Origin of the sequence: Streptomyces sp. NBC_00569 (assembly GCF_036345255.1) — a bacterium.
Taxonomy (GTDB): domain Bacteria; phylum Actinomycetota; class Actinomycetes; order Streptomycetales; family Streptomycetaceae; genus Streptomyces.
This window is the reverse complement of record NZ_CP107783.1, coordinates 9797750-9818209: the sequence shown is the minus strand read 5'-3', so window position 1 is coordinate 9818209 and position 20460 is coordinate 9797750. Positions and strand designations below refer to the sequence as shown.

Sequence of the window (20460 nt, the reverse complement as noted above, 5' to 3'; positions counted from 1 at the left end):
GGACGCATGTCGGCAACACCTGCGATGTCCGCGGCACCCGTTGATGAACTGTTGGGCGCTGGTTCACCGCCTGGAGTGCCGCGACGTCGCCACACCTCCACGCCGTCAGTGCCGGGTCAGTGATGGAGCACCATCAGGTCCGGCCGCTCCAGGAACCGGGCGATGTCGCGCAGGACGAGTGAACCGAGCTCGCCGTCGACGAGGCGGTGGTCGAACGACATGGCCAGGGTCGTGGTGTCGCGCAGCCGTACACGTCCCTTGTGCTCCCACGGCGTGCGCCGCACCTGGCCGAAGCAGAGGATCGCCGCTTCACCCGGGTTGAGGATCGGTGTCCCGCCGTCGATGCCGAACACACCGATGTTGGTGATCGTGAATGTCCCGTTCCTCATCCGCTCCGGCGGCGTCCGGCCGGCGCGGGCCTGATCGATGAGGTCGGTGAGCGCCAGGGCGATCTCCCGCAGCGACAGCCGCTGGGCCGCGGCGATGTTGGGGACGATGAGCCCTCTCGGTGTCGCCGCGGCGATGCCCAGATTGATGTCGGAGTACTGGACGATCTCACCGCCCGCGGCGTCCCACTTCGCGTTGATCTCGGGATGCCGCGCGATCGCGGTCAATGCCGCCTTGATGACGAGGCACAGCGGTGTCAGGCGCACACCGGTGAACGCCTTGTCAGCGCGCGCCCGTTCCAGCAGCCTGAGGGACCGCGTCACGTCCACCGTGACCCACTCCGTGGCGTGCGGAGCGGTGAAGGCGCTCTCGACCATGGCCTCCGCGACGTGCTTGCGCACTCCGCGAATCGGTGTGCGCATCACGTCCTCGCGGGGGACGTCGGGGGTGTTCGGCGCGGTGGCCCGCTGCTCGACGGCGTGGTGGATGTCCTCGCGTGTGATGCGTCCCGACGGGCCTGTGGCAGTCACCTGGTGGAGGTCGACCCCGAGGTCACGGGCGAGCTTGCGCACCGGCGGGGTGGCGAGGAACGTCTGCGTGGAAGGTGCGACGGCCGGGGGCTCGGGCTTCGTCTTTCGCGGGCGTCGCTCAGTCTGCGCGTGCGCCGGCCCGTAGCCGACGAGGACGGGCTCACGGGCGGGGACGGATGCAGGCTCGTCCTCCTCCGGTGACTCGGCCGGCTGGTGGGCCGTGCCGCCGGGTTCGGGTTCCGCCTGCCGGCCGCCGTCGTCCTCGACCGCGATCGCGATGATCGGCGCGCCGACGGCCACTTCCTCACCTTCGGCGCAGAGAACTTCGGTGACGGTCCCGGTGTACGGGCTGGGCAGTTCCACCGCCGCCTTCGCCGTCTCGATCTCCACGATGATGTCGTTGACGCCGACCCGGTCGCCTGGTCCCACGCGCCAGTCGAGGATCTCTGCCTCGGTGAGTCCCTCGCCGACATCGGGGAGACGGAAGTGCTTGGTCACGAGCATGGCGTCCTCCAGGACAGGCGCGCCGCACGGCTCACGGAGCGGACACTCGGTCAACGGCGTCGAGAACTCGATCGAGATCGGGCAGGTAGTCGTCCTCGGCGCGGGCCGGCGGATAGGGGATGTTGTAGCCACCGACCCGTTCTACGGGGGCGCGGAGGTCGTAGAAGCAGTGCCGCATGACCGTCGCGGCGATCTCCGCGCCCAGGCCTACGTTGACGGGTGCCTCGTGGACGACCACGACGCGTCCCGTCTTCGCTGCCGAGCGGCACAGTTCGGTGGTGTCCAGCGGTGACAACGAGCGGAGGTCCAGTACTTCCAGCGAGCGGCCTTCGGAGGCGGCGACCTCGGCCGCGTTGAGTGCGAGCGCGACCGTGGGCCCGTAGGCGACCACGGTGACATCGGTGCCCTCGCGCAGAACGTGGGCGCGCTCCAGCGTGTCACTGTCCACGGGACGGCCGAGGTCGACCTCGGCCTTGTCCCAGTACCGGCGCTTGGGCTCGTAGAAGATGACGGGATCGTCGCAGGCGATCGCGGCGCGCAGCATGTCGTGCGCGTCCTGCGGGTGGGAGCACGCGACGACGCGCAGGCCGGCCGTGTGGCAGAAGTACGCCTCGTTCGACTCGCTGTGGTGCTCGACCGCTCCGATCCCGCCGCCCACCGGAATCCGGATGGTGACGGGAAGGCTCAGGAGCCCGCGGGACCGCGCCCGCATCTTCGCCAGTTGGCTGACGATCTGGTCGAAGGCGGGGTAGACGAATCCGTCGAACTGGATCTCGCACACCGGTCGGTAGCCCCGCAGCGCCAGGCCGATCGCCGTTCCGATGATCCCCGATTCGGCCAGCGGGGTGTCCACGACGCGGTCTCCGAACTCGGCGGCCAGGCCGTCGGTCACCCGGAACACCCCGCCCAGGGATGCGATGTCCTCGCCGAGCAGTACCACTCGATCGTCGTCGCGCATCGCCTGCCGCAGGCCCTCGTTCAGTGCGCGTCCGAGCGTGGTCCTGGTGGCCTTGCCGCGGCCGGCGTTCCTGGCAGGGGCGGCCCCAGCGGTGACGGTCACAGGAAGGACTCCTTGAATGTCTCGTAGCCTTCGCGTTCGCGTCGGAGGGCCACGGTCTCCTCGTGCAAGGTGGTGCGGAAGGTGTCGCTCAGGGACGGCTCGGGAAGTGCGCGACACTCCTGGCGCGTCCGCTCCGCGAGTTCCTCGGCGTCGGCTGCGACCGTGGCGAAGTAGTCCTCGTCGGCCCAGTCACGCGCCTTGAGCAGCAGGCGTACACGTTCCACCGGGTCGTTGGCCTGCCACCGGGCGAGCTCGTCGTTGTCGCGATAGCGCTTGGGATCGTCGGACGTGCTGTGCCCGGACATACGGTAGGTGTGCGCTTCGATGAACCCGGGTGCCCCACCGGCCCGGATGCGCTCGGCCATGCTCCGAGTGGCGGCATAGACGGCCAGTACGTCGTTGCCGTCCACGGACACCGCGTCGAGTCCGAAGCCTTGCGCGCGTGCGCGGAGTGGGCGGGCGTACTGCTTGCTCGCGGGTGTCGAGATCGCCCATCCGTTGTTCTGGCAGAAGAACACGATGGGGGCGGATGTCACAGCGGCCCAGTTGAGTGCCTCGTTGGCGTCACCCTGGCTGGACGCGCCATCGCCGAAACAGGCGAACACGACGCTGTCGCTGCGGTCGTAGCGGACACCCATCGCATAGCCGACCGCATGCAGTGTCTGCGTGGCCAGGACGAGGCTGTAGATGTGGAAGTGGTACCGCTCGGGGTCCCAGGCACCATGGCTCGTGCCGCGCCACTGCGACAGCAGCTCGGTCGGTGAGACACCGCGGCACAGGGCCGCCACGTGTTCGCGGTAGGACGGGAAGACCCGGTCGTCGGCCCGCAGCGCGCGGATCGACCCGACCTGTGCGGCTTCCTGTCCGAGGGACATCAGCCAGAGTCCGAGTTCACCCTGGCGCTGCAGGGAGTACGCCTCCTGGTCGAAGCGGCGACCGAGCACCATGTCCCGGTACAGCCCGCGTACCAGCTGTCCGGTCACGTCGAGCAGGCCCGCGGCCCTCTGTTCGTTCAGGTTCCCGGAAAGATCCACCAGCTGCAGGACGTCGTCGGTGCCGGAAGACATGGACGCCGCAGGGGAGTCGGGGCTCACCACTGGTGTCCCTTTCGGGATACACGCGCGATCCGTAGCGGCGACGCCATCACGAGGTCCCGAACCGTGAAGCCGGAGAGGGCTTTGACGAGAGCGTCGACCCGAGCGGGCTCGGCGGCGGCGAACACGGTGCAGCGCGTGCGGTCGGCGTCCACGATCTCGGCGGAGAACGCCTGCGCGATGGCGACGGCATCGGCAAGTCGGCCCTCGGGGAAGGTGACCGTGACGAACACCTCCCGCCGGGTGTGCGACCTTTCGTCGGAGAGGTGTACGACCTTGACGACGTCGGGCGACCGGTTCAGGAACTTGACGAGCCTGCCCAGCCTGATCTCGTCCGTCGTGTCGACCTCGACGGTGATCCTGCGCAGCCCGTCGACGGGCGCGGCGACGTCCATGGTCACCACGTCGAACTGGCGCTGCGCCATGATCGACGCGACCCGGGTGATCGCCAAGGGCATGGCGACGACGTCGATGCGCAGCACGGCGCCCAGTTGGTGTGTGCGTGGTGTCTCAACGACGGAGGGGACAGGGCGTGTTGGTGTCTCTGTGGCGGCTGGCATGAAGGACACGGTTCCAAGGGCCTGATCCGTCCACAACAGAAGTGCGCACAGCGATACGGATCACGCTCCTTTCGGGAAGTCCATCCAGGTGGAGAGTGGGCAACGAGGTAAGTGCTACGTACACTTGTGGAATGCCAGCGCCGGTACATCTCGACTCGGTAGACCTGCAGATCCTGGAGTTGTTGCGAGCCGACGGGCGGCGCACCGTCCGCGACATCGCCCGCCTGGTGAAGCTCTCACCGGCGCCGGTCCGCCGGCGTATCCGGCACCTCGAGGAGTCGGGGGTCATCACCGGTTACACGATCACCACGGATCAGGCCAAGCTCGGTCCGGGCCTTCAGGCGGTCACCGAGCTGCGGTTCACGGGCGACACCGACATCCACGACATCGTGGAGTTCGCGTCGACCCTGCCGGAGGTCGACGAGGTACTGACGCTCACCGGTGACGTGGACGCACTCGTCAGACTGCACGTCGACAACGTCGACGAGCTGCAGAAGGTGGTGAATCGCCTGCGCCGCAAGGGTGTTGGCGTGCTGCAGACAAAGACGCTGATCGTCATCGCCTCGTGGCATCGGGGAACTCCCGTGCCCTGAGCACGGCGTGGCGGCATCTCATATCCGAAGACAAAAACGCCCGCGCCCCCGGAGAGACATCTCCGGGGGCGCGGGCGGGACGAAGGCGGCCTCAGGCGTCTTCGTCGTCCACGAGCGCGATCAGCAGCCCCTGTTCGTCCTCGGGGACGTAGCCGGCGTAGTAGTCGTAGAGCGAGCGCCGTGAGAGGCGTGCCGCCGCCAGGCCGTCTCTCACGCGGATCGCCTCCAGTACCTCCTGATGGTGATGGAGCGACTCCCGCATGAGCTCCGTGCTGTTGGTCGCGTGGGCGACCTTGTCCGAGATCAGAGAGAGGACCGCGCCCCTGACGACGTGATTGCACACCTCGATGAGGGAGTTGCGGCTGGCCACGGCCACCGCCTCGTGGAAGGCGACATCGGCCTTGCTGAACTCCTCGTAGCCTTTCTCGATCGCGTCCGACATGACGGCGAGCGTCCGCTCCATGGCGGACAGCTCCTCCTCGGACCGCAGCCGGGCCGCCAGCTGGCTCGCCGAGCCGTCGAGCATCATGCGGAACGAGATCAACTCGGCCATCGACATGTTGTCGAACTGGACGAGCCGGGTCATCTCCTTGGTCAGGCCGGCCGGCGAGAACGGCAGGATCTCCGGGCCGTTCGGGTCGCCCGGGCGGGAGCGGACGAGCCCGTTGCTCTCCAGTACACGCAAGGCCTCCCGCACGGTGGGCCGGCTCGCCCCGAACTGTGTCACCAGCTCCCGCTCGCTCGGCAGCCGTTGACCCGGCTTCAGGTCACCTCGCGTGATCGCCTGCTCGATCTGCTCCACGATGCGCTGGTAGAGCCGTACCGGCGCCACCTGCCGGAACTGTGCCCCGCTGCTCACGGCTGTTTCCCCTCGAGCGTCGTTCATGTCGTCCTCTCCCCCGTGGGCGTCCCGGGGACGCTGTCCGGCCAGTGCGGAACCGCCCCGGCAGGACGGTTCCGTTCGTACCATGCCGCCGCCCTCAGGACCCCGAGATCGTCGAAGCGGCGACCCGAGATCTGCACTCCAATGGGCCGGCGGTCCACCGTGAAGCCGCAGTTGACGGTCGCGGCAGGCTGCCCCGACATGTTGTACGGCGCGGTGAATCCGATGTGGTACATCGTCTTCCCGTCCCCCATGAACGGCATCGGCTGATCAGCGGGGAACGCCGCCACCGGAGCGGTCGGCGAGAGCACCAGATCGTACGGGAGCGTCGCCGCCACGGTCTGCTCCTGGATGCGCATGACCTGCTGGTAGCACCGGAGCACCTTCGTGCCCGGCACGTCAGCGCCTTCCTGGCACCACTGGACGATGTAGGGCAGGACACGCTGCCGGGCTTCGGGCGTCAGGGCACGGAAGTCGTTCCAGGACCGCACGCGCCAGAACAGATCCAGGTCGTCCAGGAGATCCTGGGTCATGAACGGCTCGACCGGCTCCACGACGGCTCCCGCCGCTTCGAAGACCTCGGCGGCACGCCGCACCGCGGCGACGGTCTCCGCGTCGGCCGGCTCCCCGCACCCGGCGTCCATCTGCACCCCCACGCGCAGTCCACGGACCTCGACGTCCAGGGCCGACCAGTCGATGTCCTGCGGCGGCAGGCTCGACCAGTCCCGGGGATCCGGTTGGCTCAGGACCCGCATGAGCAGGGCGGCGTCCGCCACGGTGCGCGTCAGGGGGCCGGCGCAGCGCCCCTGGTACGGGGCGTCCAGCGGGATCCGCCCGTAGCTGGGTTTGAGTGTGGCAAGTCCCAGCCAGGTGCCCGGCAGCCGGATCGATCCGCCGATGTCGGTTCCGACGTGCAGCGGCCCGTATCCCCCGGCGGCCGCGGCGCCCGCGCCGGAGCTGGAACCGCCCGTCGTCCAGCCGGAGTTCCAGGGGCTGCGGGTGATGCCGTGCCGGCTGGAGACGCCCGAGGAGAGCATGCCCCAGTCGGGCATGACGGTCGACCCGAGGACCACTCCGCCGGATTCGAGCACCCGGGCGGTGATGGGCGCGTCCGCGTCGGGGACGACCGGTTCGGCCCCCGCGTTGCCCGAGGACATGGGCACGCCCGCACGCGCGACGTTCTCCTTCAGCGTCACGGGCACGCCGTCGATGGGTCCGAGCGGTTCGCCCGCCGACCATCGGGCCTCGCTGGCCTGAGCCGCCTTGCGCGACTCGTCCGGGTCCCGCACCCAGAACGCGTTGAGCACGCCCTCACGTGCCTCGATCACCGACTGGACGGCCTCGTGGACGTCGACCGGCGACAACGTGCGGTCTGCGAATCCGGCCACCATCTCGACGGCCGACATGGCGGCCAGGCTCTGTTCGATGGGCACCCGCACTCTCCTTCACTCGCGATGCCTGAGGTAGGCGAACCCTTGACAACGACAGTTTCAGTCGTCACGGTACCTGGCAAGTGAGCTTACTGGTCAGGCCAGTTGCAGCGAAAGGGTGGCGTGCATGACGCGAGACACCAAGACGGTTCGGCTCGCCGTCATTCCGGGCGACGGAATCGGCCCCGAGGTCGTCGCGGCGACCGTGCCCACGCTCCGGGCCGCGCTGGAGGCCGACGGTCACCGGCTGGACGTGACCGAACTCGACTGGGGCGGCGAACGGTTCCTCCGGGAGGGCGCGGCGATGCCGGCCGACGCGGCCGACCTCGTCAAACAGGCTGACGCCGTGCTCTTCGGCGCCGTCGGACGGCCCGACGTGCCCGAGCACGAGCTGATCTGGGGCCTGATCATCGGTCTGCGGCAGCAACTCGACCTCGCCGTGAACATCCGCCCGGTGCGCGCGTTCCCCGGCGTTCCCACCAAGGTGCGCGACACCGACGGTGTGGACCTGGTGATCGTCCGGGAGAACACCGAGGGCGAGTACGTCGGCGCGGGCGGGGTGGCGCACGCGGGCAGCGGCCACGATCTCGGCATCGAGGTCGCCGTGCACTCCCGCCGCGCCATCGAACGGGCGGCGCACCAGGCCTTCGCCCTGGCCGGGCGGCGATCGGGCCGCCTGTGCCTGGTGACCAAGTCCAACGCGATGCGCCACGGCTATCCGCTGTGGGACCGCGTAGTGCGCGAGATCGGCTCGCAGTACCCCGAGGTCGAGCTGGAGACGGTGCTGGTCGACGCCATGGCCGCCCGGATGATCCAGGCTCCGCGCTCCCTCGACGTGCTGCTCACGAGCAACCTGTTCGGCGACATCCTGTCCGATCTCGCCGCAGTGCTCGCGGGCGGCATGGGAATGGCGCCCAGCGCCAACGTCCTTCCCGGCGCGGACGTGCCAGGCATCTACGAACCAGTGCACGGCTCCGCGCCCGACATCGCCGGGAAGGGCGTGGCGAATCCGGTGGCCTGCCTGCTCTCTGGTGCGCTGCTGCTCGACGACCTCGGACACACCGACGCGGCCGTACGCATCCGCGACGCGGTGGCGGACGTCCTGCGCGATGCCCGGAACCACACAGCCGACCTCGGCGGCAACGCGACGACTGCGGACGTCTCTGCCGCCGTGCTGCACGCGATGGAAAGCCGGAGGTAGCGCGTATGTGGCGCAACAAACCGCTGATGCGGCATGTCGGGGCGGCCGCGGCCACGCTCACCTGCCTGCTGCTGACCGCCTGTTCGGCCGGCTCCCTGGCGGCCGGGGGCAGCGCCGGCGACCCCGAGACCACCTTGAGCGTCGGCCTCACCGCCGAGCCGGCGAACCTCGACTTCACCAAGACCGAGGGAGCCGCCATTCCGCAGGCGCTGCTCTACAACGTCTACGAGAACCTGGTGAAGCTGGACCAGGCCGGGAAGATCCGGCCCGCTCTGGCCACGTCGTGGAAGCTGTCGAAGGACCGCAGGACGTACACGTTCCATCTGGTGAAGGACGCCACGTTCAGCAATGGCGCCCGGTTCACCGCCGAGGACGCCAAGTTCTCCATCGAGCGCGTCGCGTCCCGCTGGACGGTGGCGCAGAAGTCCCAGATGAGTGTCGTCGACACGGTGCGGGTGGTGGCCTCCGACGAACTGAGGGTCACCCTCAAGACACCGAGCAACGACTGGCTGTACCGGATGACCACCCGCGTCGGCGCCATGTTCAGCCGGACCGGCGTGAAGAAGCTGGCCACCGAGCCGGTGGGCACCGGACCGTACGTGGTGAAGCGGTGGAACCGCGGCGACTCGATCACCCTGGCCCGCAGAACCGACTACTGGGGCCGGACGCCGCACTTCAAGACGGTCGCCCTCAAGTACTTCAAGGATCCGACGGCCCTCAACAACGCGCTGCTCACCAACACCATCAACGTGATCGGCGCGATGCAGTCCCCGGATTCCCTGTACCGGTTCGAGAACAACCCGAAGTACAAGGTCATCGAAGGCTCGACCAACGGCGAGGTGCTCCTCTCCTTCAACAACGGCTCGGGCCCGCTGCGCAATCCCAAGGTCCGCCGGGCGGTCCGCTACGCGATCGACCACAAGGCCCTGCTGGACACCTGCTGGGCAGGCCGCGGCAAGCTCATCGGCAGCATGGTCCCGTCGACCGACCCCTGGTACCAGGACCTCACGGACCTGTATCCGTACGACCGCGACAAGGCCGAGAAGCTGCTCAAGGAGTCCGGTGAGGCCGGCCGTACGCTGCGGCTGCGGATTCCTACGCTTCCCTATGCCACGGCGTGCGGCACTGTCGTGAAGAGCCAGTTGGAACAGGCCGGATTCAAGGTGAAGCTCGACCAGCTGGAGTTCCCCGCCGCCTGGCTGACCACCGTGTTCAAGAACGCGGACTACGACATGTCCATCATCTCCCATGCCGAACCCCGGGACATGCAGGCGGTGTTCGGATCCAAGACGTACTACACGCGCTACGACAGCCCTGCTTTCCGCGCCCTGTTGAAGAAGGCGGACCAGGGCACCCAGGAGCAGCAGGTCGCGTCCATGAGGGCGGCTGCCCGGCTGCTGTCGAAGGACGCCGCGGCCGACTGGCTGTTCCTGCTGCCGAACCTGATGGTGGCGGACGCGGACATCACCGGCCTGCCCAAGAACTCCATCTCCGAATCACTGGACCTCACCGGCCTGGGCCGGTCATGAAAGGCGACCTCATCATCATGAAAGGCGGCCTCATCCCATGATCGTCCGTCTCGTGCGGCGGATCGCTGTCCTCCTGGCCAGCCTCGTCGTGTGCTCCGTCGTGGTGTTCGCGTTCATGGCGGTGCTGCCGGGGGATCCGGCCCGCGTCGCCCTCGGCGTCAGCGCGTCGGACTCGGCGGTGGCACAACTGCGTACGGAATTCGAGCTCGACCGGCCGCTGGTGGCCCAGTACTTCAGCTGGGTCCACGGCCTGGTGACCTTCGACCCGGGCTCCTCCTACATCTCCCACACGGCGATCGGCCCGCAGCTCGCCGACCGCCTCCTGGTCACCTTGTGGCTCGTCGGCACCGGGATGGTGATCGCGTGCATCCTGGCGATCCCCATGGGCACGATCATGGCCGTGCGGCACCGCAAGCCGTCCGGGCTCATGCTCTCCGCCGTTTCCCAGATCGGCGTCGCCGTCCCTGCCTTCCTCGCGGGCATCCTCATGATCACCGTGTTCGCGGTGGGGCTCGGATGGCTGCCGGCGAACGGCTGGACGCCACCGGTGCAGGATCCGGTCCTCTTCCTCAAACAGCTGGTCATGCCCGCGCTGTCGCTCGGCATCGTGCAGGCGGCCGTACTCACCCGCTATGTGCGCAGCGCCGTGCTCGACGTCCTGCGCGAGGACTATCTGCGCACTGCTCGCGCCAAGGGACTTCGCCCTACGAAGGCGCTGCTGCGGCACGGTCTTCGCAACGCATCGGTGCCCGTGGTCACCGTCCTGGCGTTGCAGCTCGCCACGCTGCTGGTCGGCTCCGTCGTCATCGAGCGGGTCTTCGTCATACCCGGGCTCGGAAGTCTGCTGCTGGACAGCGTCGCCGGCCGGGACCTCACCATGGTGCAGGACGTGGTCATGATCATCGCCGTCGCGGTGCTGCTCGTGAACTTCCTGGTGGACATGGTCTATCTGTTGATCGACCCGCGACTCAGGGTGGGTGCGTCATGAGTGTTCTGGACCCGCAGACCGCCGTCGCCTCAGCCGCGCCCGAGCCTCGGCGGCGGCGCCGCCCGATCACGGGCAGCCTCCTGGTGGGCGGCCTCATCGTCACGCTCGTGATCGGCATGGCGCTGCTGTCCTTCGTGTGGACCCCTCACGACCCGACCCTGGTCGATGCCTCGGTGCGGCTGCAGAAGCCGTCGCCGGAGTACTGGTTCGGCACGGACAAGTTCGGCCGCGATGTGTTCAGCCAGATCCTGGTGGGTTCGCGCACCACGCTGTTCGTCGGCTTCGTGGCCGTGGGGGTCGCCGCCGTGGTCGGCGTGCCCCTCGGCATCGTCGCCGGGATGGCGCCCCGCTGGTTCGGCGAGCTGCTGATGCGCGGGAACGACCTGCTTCTCGCCTTCCCCGCGCTCCTGCTGGCCATCATGTTCGCCGCCGTGTACGGCGCCGGCACGCTGGTCGCGATGATCGCCATCGGCATCGCGTCCATCCCCACGTTCGCCCGGCTGATCCGCGGCGGCACGCTGCAGGTCATGCAGACCGAGTACGTCACCGCCGCGCGTGCGGCGGGCCGTGGACCGTTCGCGATCGGACTGCGGCACGTCCTGCCCAACGTCAGCAGTCTCGTCATCGTGCAGGCGTCGGTCGGTTTCGCCATCGCCGTACTCGCCGAGGCCGCGCTGTCCTTCCTGGGCTTCGGCACCCCGCCCCCGACTCCGTCCTGGGGCCGGATGCTGCAGGAGAGCCAGGAGCTGCTGGCGTCCGCTCCCCGACTCGCCGTATTTCCGGGCGTGGCGATCGCGGTGGCGGTGCTCGGATTCAATCTGCTCGGTGACGGCCTGCGCGACCGTTTCGACCCCAAGCTGGAGGACCGCCGATGACCGCGGCACCCGTATCCGACGATGTCCGGGACGTCCTGGCCGTACGCGATCTGGACGTGACGGTGGGCGGCCGCAAGCTCATCGACAGCGTCGACTTCACCATCCGGGCCGGCGAACGCGTCGGCCTGATCGGTGAGTCGGGGTCCGGCAAGTCGCTGACCTCACTGAGCGTCATGGGCCTGCTCCCCGAAGGGCTGCGGGCCACGGGATCGGTGCGGCTCGCCGGAGTCGACCACGACCTGGTCGGCGCCGACGAGGCGCGGATGTCCCGGATCCGGGGCAAGGAGATCGCCATGGTCTTCCAGGAGCCCATGACCGCGCTGAACCCCACGATGCGGGTCGGACGGCAGATCGCCGAGGTGCTGCTGATCCACCGGACCAGGCCCGACCGCGCCTCCGCCCGGAACGCCGCCGTGGAGCTCCTCGCCCAGGTGGGGCTGCCCGACCCCGCGGCTGCCGCGCGGGCCTATCCGCACCAGCTCTCCGGCGGCCAGCGCCAGCGCGTAGTGCTGGCCATCGCCCTTGCGAACGACCCCGCGCTCCTGGTCTGCGACGAACCCACCACCGCACTCGACGTCACCGTGCAGGCCCGGGTCCTCGACCTGATCGTGCGCGGCGTGCAGGACCGCAGGTCGGCCATGCTCTTCATCACCCACGACCTGGCCGTGGTGGCCACCGTCTGCGAACGCGTCATGGTCATGTACGGCGGGCGGGTCGTCGAGTCGGGACCGGTCCGCGAGGTGTTCACCCGCCCCCGACACCGGTACACCCAGGGCCTGATCGGTGCATCGGACCTGACCGTGGTCGACGACCGCGGGCGGCTTGCCACGATCGGCGGCTCGGTTCCGTCGGCGGGACAGTTCCCCGCCGGATGCGTGTTCAGGAACAGGTGCGCCCAGGCCACCGACGTGTGCGCCACCAGGCCGGACTGGGTCGCGAGCGGGCCGGACTCCGGCTACGCCTGCTTCCACCCGGTGTCCGAGAGCGACACACATACGACCGGCGTACCCACGAACCAGGAGGCCGGCCTTGGCTGAGCAACTGACCGACGCCCCCCTCTCCCCCGGTTCCCCGTCCGGCCCCGTGGACGCCATCAGTGTCCGCGACGTCACCCGCGACTACCGGCGCCCCCGCACCTCGCTGCGCCACCCGAGCCCACCGGTGCACGCCCTGCGCGGCGTCAGCTTCACCGTCCCGCAGGGTCAACGCTTCGGCATCGTGGGCGAGTCGGGCTGCGGCAAGTCGACCCTGCTGCGGATCCTGGCCGGGCTCGACCGTCCCACCGGCGGAAGCGTCGAGATCGACGGCCGGGACATCACCAGGCTCCGGGAGAGACAGCTCCGGTTCGTCCGCGAACGACTCCAGGTCGTCTTCCAGGACCCGATGAGCGCCCTCGACCCACGCATGCGCGTGGGCGACATCGTGGCCGAGCCGCTCGTCGCGCAGGGGCACGGGAACCGCCGGGAGCGGGTGGCCGAACTGCTCGAGGCGGTCGGCCTGCGGGCAGACGCGGCGAACCGGTATCCGCACCAGTTCTCCGGCGGCCAGCGCCAGCGCATCTCGATCGCCCGCGCCCTCGCCCCCCGCCCGAAGATCATCGTGGCCGACGAGCCCGTGAGCGCCCTCGACGTGTCCGTACGGGCCCAGGTGCTCAACCTCGTCGCGGACCTCGTCGACGAGCTGTCCCTGACGCTGGTCTTCGTCTCCCACGACCTGTCCGTGGTGCGTCATGTGTGCGACCGGGTCGCGGTCATGCACGACGGGCAGATCGTGGAGACCGGGTCCACGCAGGAGGTCTACGAGGATCCCCAACACCCCTACACACGCAGGCTGATCGCCGCCGTGCCGACGCTGGGCAAGGCACTGTCCGGAGTGACGGCGGCCGACCTCAACCGGGAGTACCGACCGTGACTACGCACGACCAACCCACCAGCGGCGCAAACCCGTTGGTGAAGGAGTTCCCCGAGGGACTTCCCATCGGCGACAGCTGGGTGGCGGCCCCCGCCGCCGAGGACGTCCGCTTCCCCTACGACGGGACGCTCGTCGCCTCCGCGCCGGTCGGGGACACCGACCTCGCGCGTCAGGCCCTGGACGCGGCGGTCGCGGTCCGCCACCAGGTCGGCCGACTCCCCTCACACCCCCGCAGAGCGGCGCTCCTCGCGACGCACGAAGCGGTCACCGCCCGCCGCGACGACTTCGAGCGGCTCCTGGTCCTGGAGACCGGCAAGCCGCTGGTCGACTGCCGCGTCGAGGTGGACCGCACCCTGCTGACCCTGCTGACCGCGGCCGAGGAAGTGGCCCGGCTGCACGGCGAGACGGTGCCGCTCGATTTGCTTCCGTCGGGCGAGGGACTGCTCGGCTTCTGGACCCGCAAGCCGATCGGCGTCGTGGTGGGCATCGCGGGCTTCAACTACCCGCTGCTGCTCGCCACGCACAAGATCGCGCCCGCCCTTGCCGCGGGCTGCCCGATCATCGCCAAGCCCGCGCCGCAGACACCGCTGGCCACCCTGTGGCTGGTGCACCTCCTCCGCGAGGCCCTGCATGCCTGCGGCGCGCCCCAGGCAGCGGTGCAGCTGGTGACCGGCGGTCCGGAGGTCGGCTCCGCGCTGACCACCGACCGCCGGATCGGAGCGGTGTCCTTCACCGGCTCCGCAGCCGTGGGCCACCGGATCGCCAAGGACGCGGCCCCCACCAAGGTGCTGCTCGAACTCGGTTCCAACGCCGCCCTGGTGGTGGCCGCCGACGCCGATCTAGACGCCGCCGCCGACGCGGTGGTGCGCGGCGGGTTCTACGCGTCGGGCCAGGCCTGCATCAGTGTGCAGCGGGTCGTCGTGGTGGACGCCGTGCGCGAGGAGTTCGTGGCCCGCGTGAAGGAGCGGGTGGCCGAGGTGACCGTCGGCGATCCCCGCGATCCGCAGACACGTGTCTCGGCCCTCATCGACGAGCGGTCGACCGAGCGGGTGTGCACGTGGCTGGAGGAGGCGGTGACGGCGGGCGCTTCGCTGCTGACCGGGGGCAAGGTGACCGACGGGGTGATCGAGCCCGCCGTGCTGCTCGACGTGGACCGCGGCCTCCCCCTCTGGGACGAGGAGATCTTCGGCCCTGTCGTCGCGATCCGCTCGGTCCCCGATCTGGAGAAGGCCTTCGACCTGGTCAACGACTCGCGCTACGGACTGCACGCGAGCGTCTACACCAGCGCCCTCGACACCGCGTTCGCCGCTCTCGACCGCCTGGAGGTGGGCGGAGTGGTCGTCAACGAAGTTCCCGGCTTCCGCTCCGACGTCATGCCGTACGGCGGCGTGAAGGACTCCGGGGCCGGACGGGAGGGCCCGAGGTTCGCCATCGAAGAGCTCACCGTGACCCGTATGGCAGTGATCCGCCCGACGACGAAGAAGCCGTGAGGACCATGCAGGACAACGACCACACCGATGCGGTGGACACCTACTCCCGTCTGTTCCGGCTCGACGGCCGCAAGGCCGTCGTGGTGGGCGCCGGCAGCGGAATCGGCCGCGAGAGCGCCCTGGCGCTCGCCGCTCACGGCGCCACGGTGGTGTGCGCCGACCGCGACCTGAAGGCCGCCACGGAGACGGCGTCGATGGGCAAGGAGATGTCGGCGTACGCCCTTGACGTACTGGACGGCGAGGCGGTCGCGCGCGCCGCCGAGAACCTCGGCGCCGTCGACGTGCTCGTCTTCACCGCCGCGACGAACGTGCGCAAGCATCTGCTCGACTACACGACGGACGAGTTCGACCGAGTCGTGTCGCTCAATCTGCGCGCCTCCTTCGACCTCGTGCGGGCGTTCGGCCGCGGCATGGCCGAACGCGGCCGCGGGAGCATCATCGGCTTCAGCTCGATCCGGTCGGTGGCCGTCGAGCCGGGCCAGGGCGTGTACGCGGCCACGAAGGCCGGCCTCGTCCAACTGCTGCGCACCGCGGCGGCCGAGCTGGGCCCCTCGGGCGTGCGGGTCAACGCCGTCGCTCCGGGCGTCGTGGACACACCGCTGACCGCGCAGATCAGGTCCGTGCCGGAGTGGTCGGAGGCCTACGCGTCCAAGAGCGCCCTGGGCCGCTGGTCCCGGCCCGACGAACTGGCCGGCGCCGTCGTCTATCTGGCGTCGGACGCGTCGTCCTTCGTGACGGGGAGCCAGCTTTTCGTGGACGGAGGCTGGACGGCGATCGACGGACGCTACACGCCGCCCAGCTGACAGTTCGGCATGAGAAGGCCCGCCACCGATTCGGTGGCGGGCCTTCTCATGCCGCTGCGAACTGCTCACCCTCCTGGGGAGGGTGAGCAGTCAGAAGGGTCAGTCGATGCGCTCGAAGGGCTCCGCGCCCTCTTCGTCGGGTGCGACGTCGAAGACGACCTTCTCGAGCTTTCCGGTGAACGCGAATTCGCCGTCGTAGCTGGGCGAGGAGGGTGACAGGGTGTCCCGGCCGACGTCGAGGCCCTGCCATCCGAAGAAGTGCGGCAGGACCTGCGGCATGTCCGTCTCCCCGGCCGGCTTTCCCGACACGTACAGGTGACCGACACCCTGCACGTCACCGGTCTTGATGAACTCGAAAATCAACTCGACTGCTCCGATGGGGAGTTCGTCCTCCGATGTCACCGTGTAGCGGGTGCCGAGGAAGTTGTACTCGTAGACGAGCCTGTTGTCCTTGATGTACAGGACGTATCCGCTGCTGATGTTGCCCAGTGACACCAGGACACCCTCGTCCGACGCGGTGGCCCGGTCGACGAACGCGGTGATGCGGTGGGCGCGGTTCATCACCGGTGGCACCGCGGCGCCGGGCAGATGGGCCATGTCCGGGTAGTACGTGAAAGTGGTGCGCCTGCGCGGGGAACCGGGGCGCGGAATCTTCGCCCGGAGGGCGAATCCGTTGTCGTCCAGCGGCAGCACATCGTACTTCCCGGCTTCCACCCAGAAGCGGGCAACCATCTTCTGGAGTTGCTCAGGCCGTTCCTCCGCCAGGTCGTTGCACTCCGAGAAGTCGGTGTCGTGGTGGTAGAGCTCCCACTTGTCGTCGTCGAAGGACGATCCGCGCTGGTGGAAGGAGACCGCCTTCCAGCCGTCGTGCCAGATCGCGCGGTGCCCGAACATCTCGAAGTACTGGGCCTCCTTGCGCGTCGGCGCGGTCGGCGCGTCGAAGGTGTAGGCCATACTGGTGCCGTGGATCGGCATCTGCGGGATGCCGTTGTAGACCTCGGGCGCCTGCAGACCGAGCAGTTCGAAGAGGGTCGGCATGATGTCGCTGACGTGGTGGAACTGCTGCCGGTTCTCGTCGGTGCGGGGCAGCCCGCGGGGCCACCGCACAATGAGCGGGCAGCGGACGCCGCCTTCGTGGGTGTTCTGCTTGTAGCGCTTGAAGGGCGTGTTGCCCGCCTGCGCCCAGCCCCAGGGATAGTTGGCGTGCGCGCGCGTGGTGCCGATCTCGTCGATCCGCGCGAGCATCTCGTCGAAGTCCTCGGAGAGACCGTTCTGGAACGCGGTCGGGTTGAGGGAACCCTTCTGCCCGCCTTCCTGGCTGGCCCCGTTGTCCGAGAGCAGGATGGTGATGGTGTTCTCCATCTGCCCTATCTGCTCCAGGAATTCCATGAACCGGCCGATGTGGTGGTCGGTGTGGTCGAGCATCGCCGCGTAGGCCTCCTGGAGGCGTACGGACAGCTTCTTCTCGTTGTCCGACAGTGCGTCGAAGGGCTCGACCCCGGGATTGCGCGGGGCCAGTTCGGTGCCGGGCGGCAGAATGCCCCGCTCGATCTGGCGGGCGTGGCGTGTGGCGCGCTCGACGTCCCAGCCGTGGTCGAACCGGCCCCGGTACTTCTCCAGGTACTCCTGCGGAGCCTGGTGCGGGGCATGCGCCGCACCGAAGGCCATGTACATGAAGAAGGGCTTCTCCGGAGTGACCGACGTCTGGTCCGTGACGAATTCGATCGCCCGGTCCACCAGGTCCTCACTGAGGTGATAGCCCTCTTCCGGGGTCTTCGGCGGAGCCACGGCGTGGTTGTCGTAGAACAGTTCCGGATAGAAGCTGTCGGTCTCGGCCTCCAGGAAGCCGTAGTAGCGCTCGAACCCGCGGGACAGCGGCCATTGGGTGTACGGCCCGGACGCGGTGGTCTGCTCCATCGGCGCCAGGTGCCACTTGCCCACGGCCATGGTGTTGAAGCCGTTGTCCCGCAGCACCTCGGGCAGCATCGCGGCGGCCTTGGTGACCCGTCCACGGCCGCTGGGGAATCCGGTGTCGAAGTTGGACAGCATCCGCATGCCGACGGAGTGGTGGTTCCGGCCGGTCAGCAGGGACGCCCGCGTCGGAGAACACAGCGTGGTGGTGTGGAAGTTGGTGTAGCGCAGACCGCCGGTGGCGAGGGCGTCCATGGCCGGGGTCTCGATGTCCGAGCCGAAACAGCCGAGGTCGGAGAAGCCGACGTCGTCGAGCACGATGACCACGACATTGGGCGTGTCCTCGGTAAGCGCCTGCTGTTCCGGCCACCACGGCGTCGACTCGTCGTAGGTCGTACCGATCTTGCCTTGGAAAGTACCGCTGGTGGACGACTGATGTGGAGAGGCGTTGGTCATCGAGGACGCTCCTTTGCGCGGGCGTGAGACCGCTCAAGTTAACTGGCCTTACCAGTAGCCTGAGGCAACTCTGTCCTCCCTCCATTGCCATGTCAACCAGTCGCCGCATGCCCATGTGTCCGTCTGCGGGCGGCAGTTCATCCACCGACGCCCCGGCCGCCGGCGAGACCTCAGCGTGTCCCGGGGAGATCCGCCGCGCAGCGGAAGCCCATGTGCCCAGTGCTGCTGTCAGGTGTGTTGGAGGTGCGCGCGGCGACCCGGTAGCGATTGCAGTACGACGCGTGGCACAAGTACGAGCCGCCGCGGATCACCTTCGCCGCCCCCGCGGGAGGTCCGGCCGGGTCATGGCGGGTCTCCGGGCGGCCGGCCGTGTGCCATGTGGTGCTCCACCAGTCGGAGCACCATTCCCACACGTTGCCCGAAGTGTTGTACAGGCCGTAGTTGTTGGCTCGGTAACTCTTCACCGGCGCGGTTCCCAGGTACCCGTCCTCGCCCGTGTTGTCCTGCGGGAACCGCCCCTGCCAGATGTTGCAGCGGTGCTGTCCCCGAGGCAGGAGCTCGTCCCCCCAGGGGAAGCGGGCACCCTCCAGACCGCCGCGCGCCGCCCTCTCCCACTCCGCCTCCGTGGGCAGGCGCTTGCCCGCCCATGCCGCGTAGGCGGACGCGTCACGCCAGGAGACATGGACGACGGGATGGTTAGGCAGATCGGTCCAGGCCGACCCCGGCCCGTAGGGGGCACTCCAGCACGCCCCCTCGACCGCGAGCCACCAGGGCGCCTGCTCCACCGCGCCGTCGCGCACCGCGTGCCGGGCCGCCGGGTGGACGAGTGCGTAGAACACGAAGGACCAGCCGTAGTGCTCGGCGTCGGTCCGGTAGCCGCTGCTGCGCACGAACTTCGCGAACTGCCGGTTGGTGACCGTGGTCGCGTCGATCAGGAACGGCGCCAGCCGCACCTCCCGGACCGGCCCTTCACCGTCCTCGGGAAACGCGTCAGCATCGTCGCCTCCCATGAGGAAGGCCCCTCCAGGGATACGCAGCATGGCGCGCAGCCCCTGCTCCCGGTCGCGCTCCGGGGCCTGGGGCCGCACGGCGGACGGCTCCGGAATCCCCCGGTCGCCCCCGGCCCCGGGGGCACAACATGCTCCAGACATCGTTCCTCCCACCGCGGGCGGCCGTTCCTCGGCGAGTGATCATGCATCCGCCCGCGAGCTGGAGGGTACGGCCCGCCGCTTCGGAGCACGCCAAAGGGGCCGCCGTCACTGAAGGTGGGGCGAGCTTGTCGACCCGATCATCCCTGCGTCTACCTGTGGATTCGTTGATCACGCAGACCACAACGCGTCCCACAACATCCGCCGACGCCGCTGGATGGCGTGGGCCTGCGGGGCCCAGTCAACGGCCTCCGAACTCACCCTCATCGCGTGAGTCCCGGACGCGGCCGGACCCATCACAGCCAGTGATGACGCGAGCAGCAAACCTGGCCGTTCACGACCGGGTAGCTGACCGCTCCGCAGCCACACCGACGATGCGAAGCGCGATGTCGCCGTACTGATACGCGAGTTGGTCGACGGAGAACTCGCCCACCTCGTGGAACCAGCTGGACACACCGATACCCATGTCCAGGATCGAGTACGAGGCGATCCTCGCCGACTGCACATGAAAGACGCCCTCGGCGACGCCCCGCTCGATGAGTTCGCGGAAACGGCCTTCGTAGGCGCTGCGGCGGCTGAGCACCCGGTCCTGGTCGGGCTGCTCCAGGCTGCCGATCTCACGGTTGCCGACGAACGCCTCCAAGCGATGGCGCGCGTGATAGCGGATGTGCGCCTCCACAGAGCGGCGCAACTGCTCGTGGACGTCGTCCACCCCGGCGACGGCCGCCATGTTGTCGGCGATGAGCTGCTCCATCGTGCCGATCATGATCTCGACCAGCAGCTCGTGCTTGGACGCCACGTGTTTGTACAGGCTGGGACCGCGGATGCCGACGGCGGCTCCGATGTCGGCCATCGTGGTGGACCGGTAGCCCTGCGCGGCGAACAGCTGCAGCGCGGCCTGCAGGATCGCCGACCGACGGTCGGCCGGGGAGGCGCCCCCGGGCCGTGCGGGCCGGTGCGCACGTTCGTAGGACCCACCCTGGGCCGCACCTTCAGATGTACGCATGCGAACCCCCGAAGCTATCCATCATTAGCCGAGCTTCCGACCTCAAGTCACCACACTATAGCGGTGGCATTCGCCAACCCTCTTGACATAGGACTTCCAAC

Annotated in this window: 18 protein-coding genes; 9 read left to right on the top strand and 9 right to left on the bottom strand. The window is 68.9% G+C overall.

Features of this window, described 5'->3' with window-relative positions; all coding sequences use genetic code 11:
• Positions 1–116: 116 nt before the first annotated feature.
• The 4 genes from OHO83_RS44330 to ilvN are packed head-to-tail and all read right to left on the bottom strand — an operon-like array spanning position 117 to position 4057.
• The gene (locus OHO83_RS44330; RefSeq protein WP_266681182.1) at positions 117–1421 is read right to left on the bottom strand and encodes a dihydrolipoamide acetyltransferase family protein; all 1305 of its coding nucleotides are present in this window, start codon (positions 1419–1421) and stop codon (positions 117–119) included.
• Positions 1422–1452: 31 nt separating this feature from the next.
• A complete protein-coding gene (locus tag OHO83_RS44325) occupies positions 1453–2481 on the bottom strand; it encodes an alpha-ketoacid dehydrogenase subunit beta (protein WP_443066085.1) in 1029 nt (342 codons plus the stop codon).
• Positions 2478–3548, bottom strand: a complete 1071-nt coding sequence (locus OHO83_RS44320; RefSeq protein ID WP_266681180.1) for a thiamine pyrophosphate-dependent enzyme — start codon at positions 3546–3548, stop codon at positions 2478–2480. Before OHO83_RS44320 ends, OHO83_RS44325 begins: the two co-directional genes overlap by 4 nt.
• Before the next feature lie 23 nt (positions 3549–3571).
• A complete protein-coding gene (gene ilvN, locus OHO83_RS44315) occupies positions 3572–4057 on the bottom strand; it encodes an acetolactate synthase small subunit (protein WP_266681178.1) in 486 nt (161 codons plus the stop codon).
• 209 nt (positions 4058–4266) lie between these two features.
• Between ilvN and OHO83_RS44310 the strand changes: the two genes are divergently transcribed.
• The gene (locus OHO83_RS44310) at positions 4267–4728 is read left to right on the top strand and encodes an Lrp/AsnC family transcriptional regulator (protein WP_227292180.1); all 462 of its coding nucleotides are present in this window, start codon (positions 4267–4269) and stop codon (positions 4726–4728) included.
• A gap of 91 nt (positions 4729–4819) precedes the next feature.
• Here OHO83_RS44310 and OHO83_RS44305 read toward each other — a convergent pair whose 3' ends face one another.
• Positions 4820–5587 (bottom strand): FadR/GntR family transcriptional regulator, encoded by a 768-nt coding sequence (locus OHO83_RS44305; protein ID WP_266681174.1) that lies wholly within the window; start codon positions 5585–5587, stop codon positions 4820–4822.
• A gap of 23 nt (positions 5588–5610) precedes the next feature.
• Positions 5611–7044 (bottom strand): amidase, encoded by a 1434-nt coding sequence (locus OHO83_RS44300; RefSeq protein WP_266681172.1) that lies wholly within the window; start codon positions 7042–7044, stop codon positions 5611–5613.
• A gap of 124 nt (positions 7045–7168) precedes the next feature.
• Between OHO83_RS44300 and OHO83_RS44295 the strand changes: the two genes are divergently transcribed.
• From OHO83_RS44295 to OHO83_RS44260, 8 genes are read left to right on the top strand one after another with little or no spacing between them, the layout of a single operon-like run.
• Positions 7169–8242 carry an isocitrate/isopropylmalate dehydrogenase family protein gene (locus OHO83_RS44295; protein ID WP_266681170.1) on the top strand — a complete coding sequence of 358 codons (1074 nt, stop codon included), beginning with the start codon at positions 7169–7171 and terminating at the stop codon, positions 8240–8242.
• Between the two features lie 5 nt (positions 8243–8247).
• Positions 8248–9771, top strand: a complete 1524-nt coding sequence (locus OHO83_RS44290) for an ABC transporter substrate-binding protein (RefSeq protein WP_266681168.1) — start codon at positions 8248–8250, stop codon at positions 9769–9771.
• A gap of 37 nt (positions 9772–9808) precedes the next feature.
• Positions 9809–10759, top strand: coding sequence for an ABC transporter permease (locus tag OHO83_RS44285; protein WP_266681166.1), 951 nt, complete (start codon positions 9809–9811; stop codon positions 10757–10759).
• Entirely contained in the window at positions 10756–11634 is an 879-nt protein-coding gene (locus OHO83_RS44280) for an ABC transporter permease (protein ID WP_266681164.1), read from the top strand. The genes OHO83_RS44285 and OHO83_RS44280 overlap by 4 nt, the downstream gene beginning before the upstream one ends.
• On the top strand, positions 11631–12671 hold the full coding sequence (locus OHO83_RS44275) for an ABC transporter ATP-binding protein (RefSeq protein WP_266681162.1): 1041 nt from the start codon (positions 11631–11633) through the stop codon (positions 12669–12671). The genes OHO83_RS44280 and OHO83_RS44275 overlap by 4 nt, the downstream gene beginning before the upstream one ends.
• Complete coding sequence (locus OHO83_RS44270; protein ID WP_266681160.1) at positions 12664–13545, top strand: ATP-binding cassette domain-containing protein; 882 nt, start codon at positions 12664–12666, stop codon at positions 13543–13545. Before OHO83_RS44275 ends, OHO83_RS44270 begins: the two co-directional genes overlap by 8 nt.
• The gene (locus OHO83_RS44265) at positions 13542–15035 is read left to right on the top strand and encodes an aldehyde dehydrogenase family protein (protein WP_266681158.1); all 1494 of its coding nucleotides are present in this window, start codon (positions 13542–13544) and stop codon (positions 15033–15035) included. Before OHO83_RS44270 ends, OHO83_RS44265 begins: the two co-directional genes overlap by 4 nt.
• Positions 15036–15040: 5 nt before the next feature.
• Positions 15041–15838: an SDR family NAD(P)-dependent oxidoreductase gene (locus OHO83_RS44260; RefSeq protein WP_266681156.1), complete on the top strand. Its 798-nt coding sequence runs from the start codon at positions 15041–15043 to the stop codon at positions 15836–15838.
• Between the two features lie 99 nt (positions 15839–15937).
• Here OHO83_RS44260 and OHO83_RS44255 read toward each other — a convergent pair whose 3' ends face one another.
• The 3 genes from OHO83_RS44255 to OHO83_RS44245 all read right to left on the bottom strand — a co-directional run bounded on the left by OHO83_RS44255 (position 15938) and on the right by OHO83_RS44245 (position 20359).
• Complete coding sequence (locus tag OHO83_RS44255; protein WP_330280676.1) at positions 15938–18205, bottom strand: arylsulfatase; 2268 nt, start codon at positions 18203–18205, stop codon at positions 15938–15940.
• Between the two features lie 170 nt (positions 18206–18375).
• Entirely contained in the window at positions 18376–19356 is a 981-nt protein-coding gene (locus tag OHO83_RS44250; RefSeq protein ID WP_443066084.1) for a formylglycine-generating enzyme family protein, read from the bottom strand.
• Positions 19357–19687: 331 nt separating this feature from the next.
• Positions 19688–20359: a TetR/AcrR family transcriptional regulator gene (locus OHO83_RS44245; RefSeq protein ID WP_266681152.1), complete on the bottom strand. Its 672-nt coding sequence runs from the start codon at positions 20357–20359 to the stop codon at positions 19688–19690.
• Positions 20360–20460: the final 101 nt, after the last annotated feature.

Excerpts from the sequence above, each read along its gene's own strand:
- OHO83_RS44330 (WP_266681182.1), bottom strand. The coding sequence starts at position 1,421 with ATGCTCGTGACCAAGCACTTCCGTCTCCCCGATGTCGGCGAGGGACTC.
- OHO83_RS44320 (WP_266681180.1), bottom strand. The coding sequence starts at position 3,548 with ATGTCTTCCGGCACCGACGACGTCCTGCAGCTGGTGGATCTTTCCGGG.
- OHO83_RS44310 (WP_227292180.1), top strand. The coding sequence starts at position 4,267 with ATGCCAGCGCCGGTACATCTCGACTCGGTAGACCTGCAGATCCTGGAG.
- OHO83_RS44295 (WP_266681170.1), top strand. The coding sequence starts at position 7,169 with ATGACGCGAGACACCAAGACGGTTCGGCTCGCCGTCATTCCGGGCGAC.
- OHO83_RS44290 (WP_266681168.1), top strand. The coding sequence starts at position 8,248 with ATGTGGCGCAACAAACCGCTGATGCGGCATGTCGGGGCGGCCGCGGCC.
- OHO83_RS44285 (WP_266681166.1), top strand. The coding sequence starts at position 9,809 with ATGATCGTCCGTCTCGTGCGGCGGATCGCTGTCCTCCTGGCCAGCCTC.
- OHO83_RS44280 (WP_266681164.1), top strand. The coding sequence starts at position 10,756 with ATGAGTGTTCTGGACCCGCAGACCGCCGTCGCCTCAGCCGCGCCCGAG.
- OHO83_RS44275 (WP_266681162.1), top strand. The coding sequence starts at position 11,631 with ATGACCGCGGCACCCGTATCCGACGATGTCCGGGACGTCCTGGCCGTA.
- OHO83_RS44260 (WP_266681156.1), top strand. The coding sequence starts at position 15,041 with ATGCAGGACAACGACCACACCGATGCGGTGGACACCTACTCCCGTCTG.
- OHO83_RS44255 (WP_330280676.1), bottom strand. The coding sequence starts at position 18,205 with ATGACCAACGCCTCTCCACATCAGTCGTCCACCAGCGGTACTTTCCAA.
- OHO83_RS44250 (WP_443066084.1), bottom strand. The coding sequence starts at position 19,356 with ATGTCTGGAGCATGTTGTGCCCCCGGGGCCGGGGGCGACCGGGGGATT.
- OHO83_RS44245 (WP_266681152.1), bottom strand. The coding sequence starts at position 20,359 with ATGCGTACATCTGAAGGTGCGGCCCAGGGTGGGTCCTACGAACGTGCG.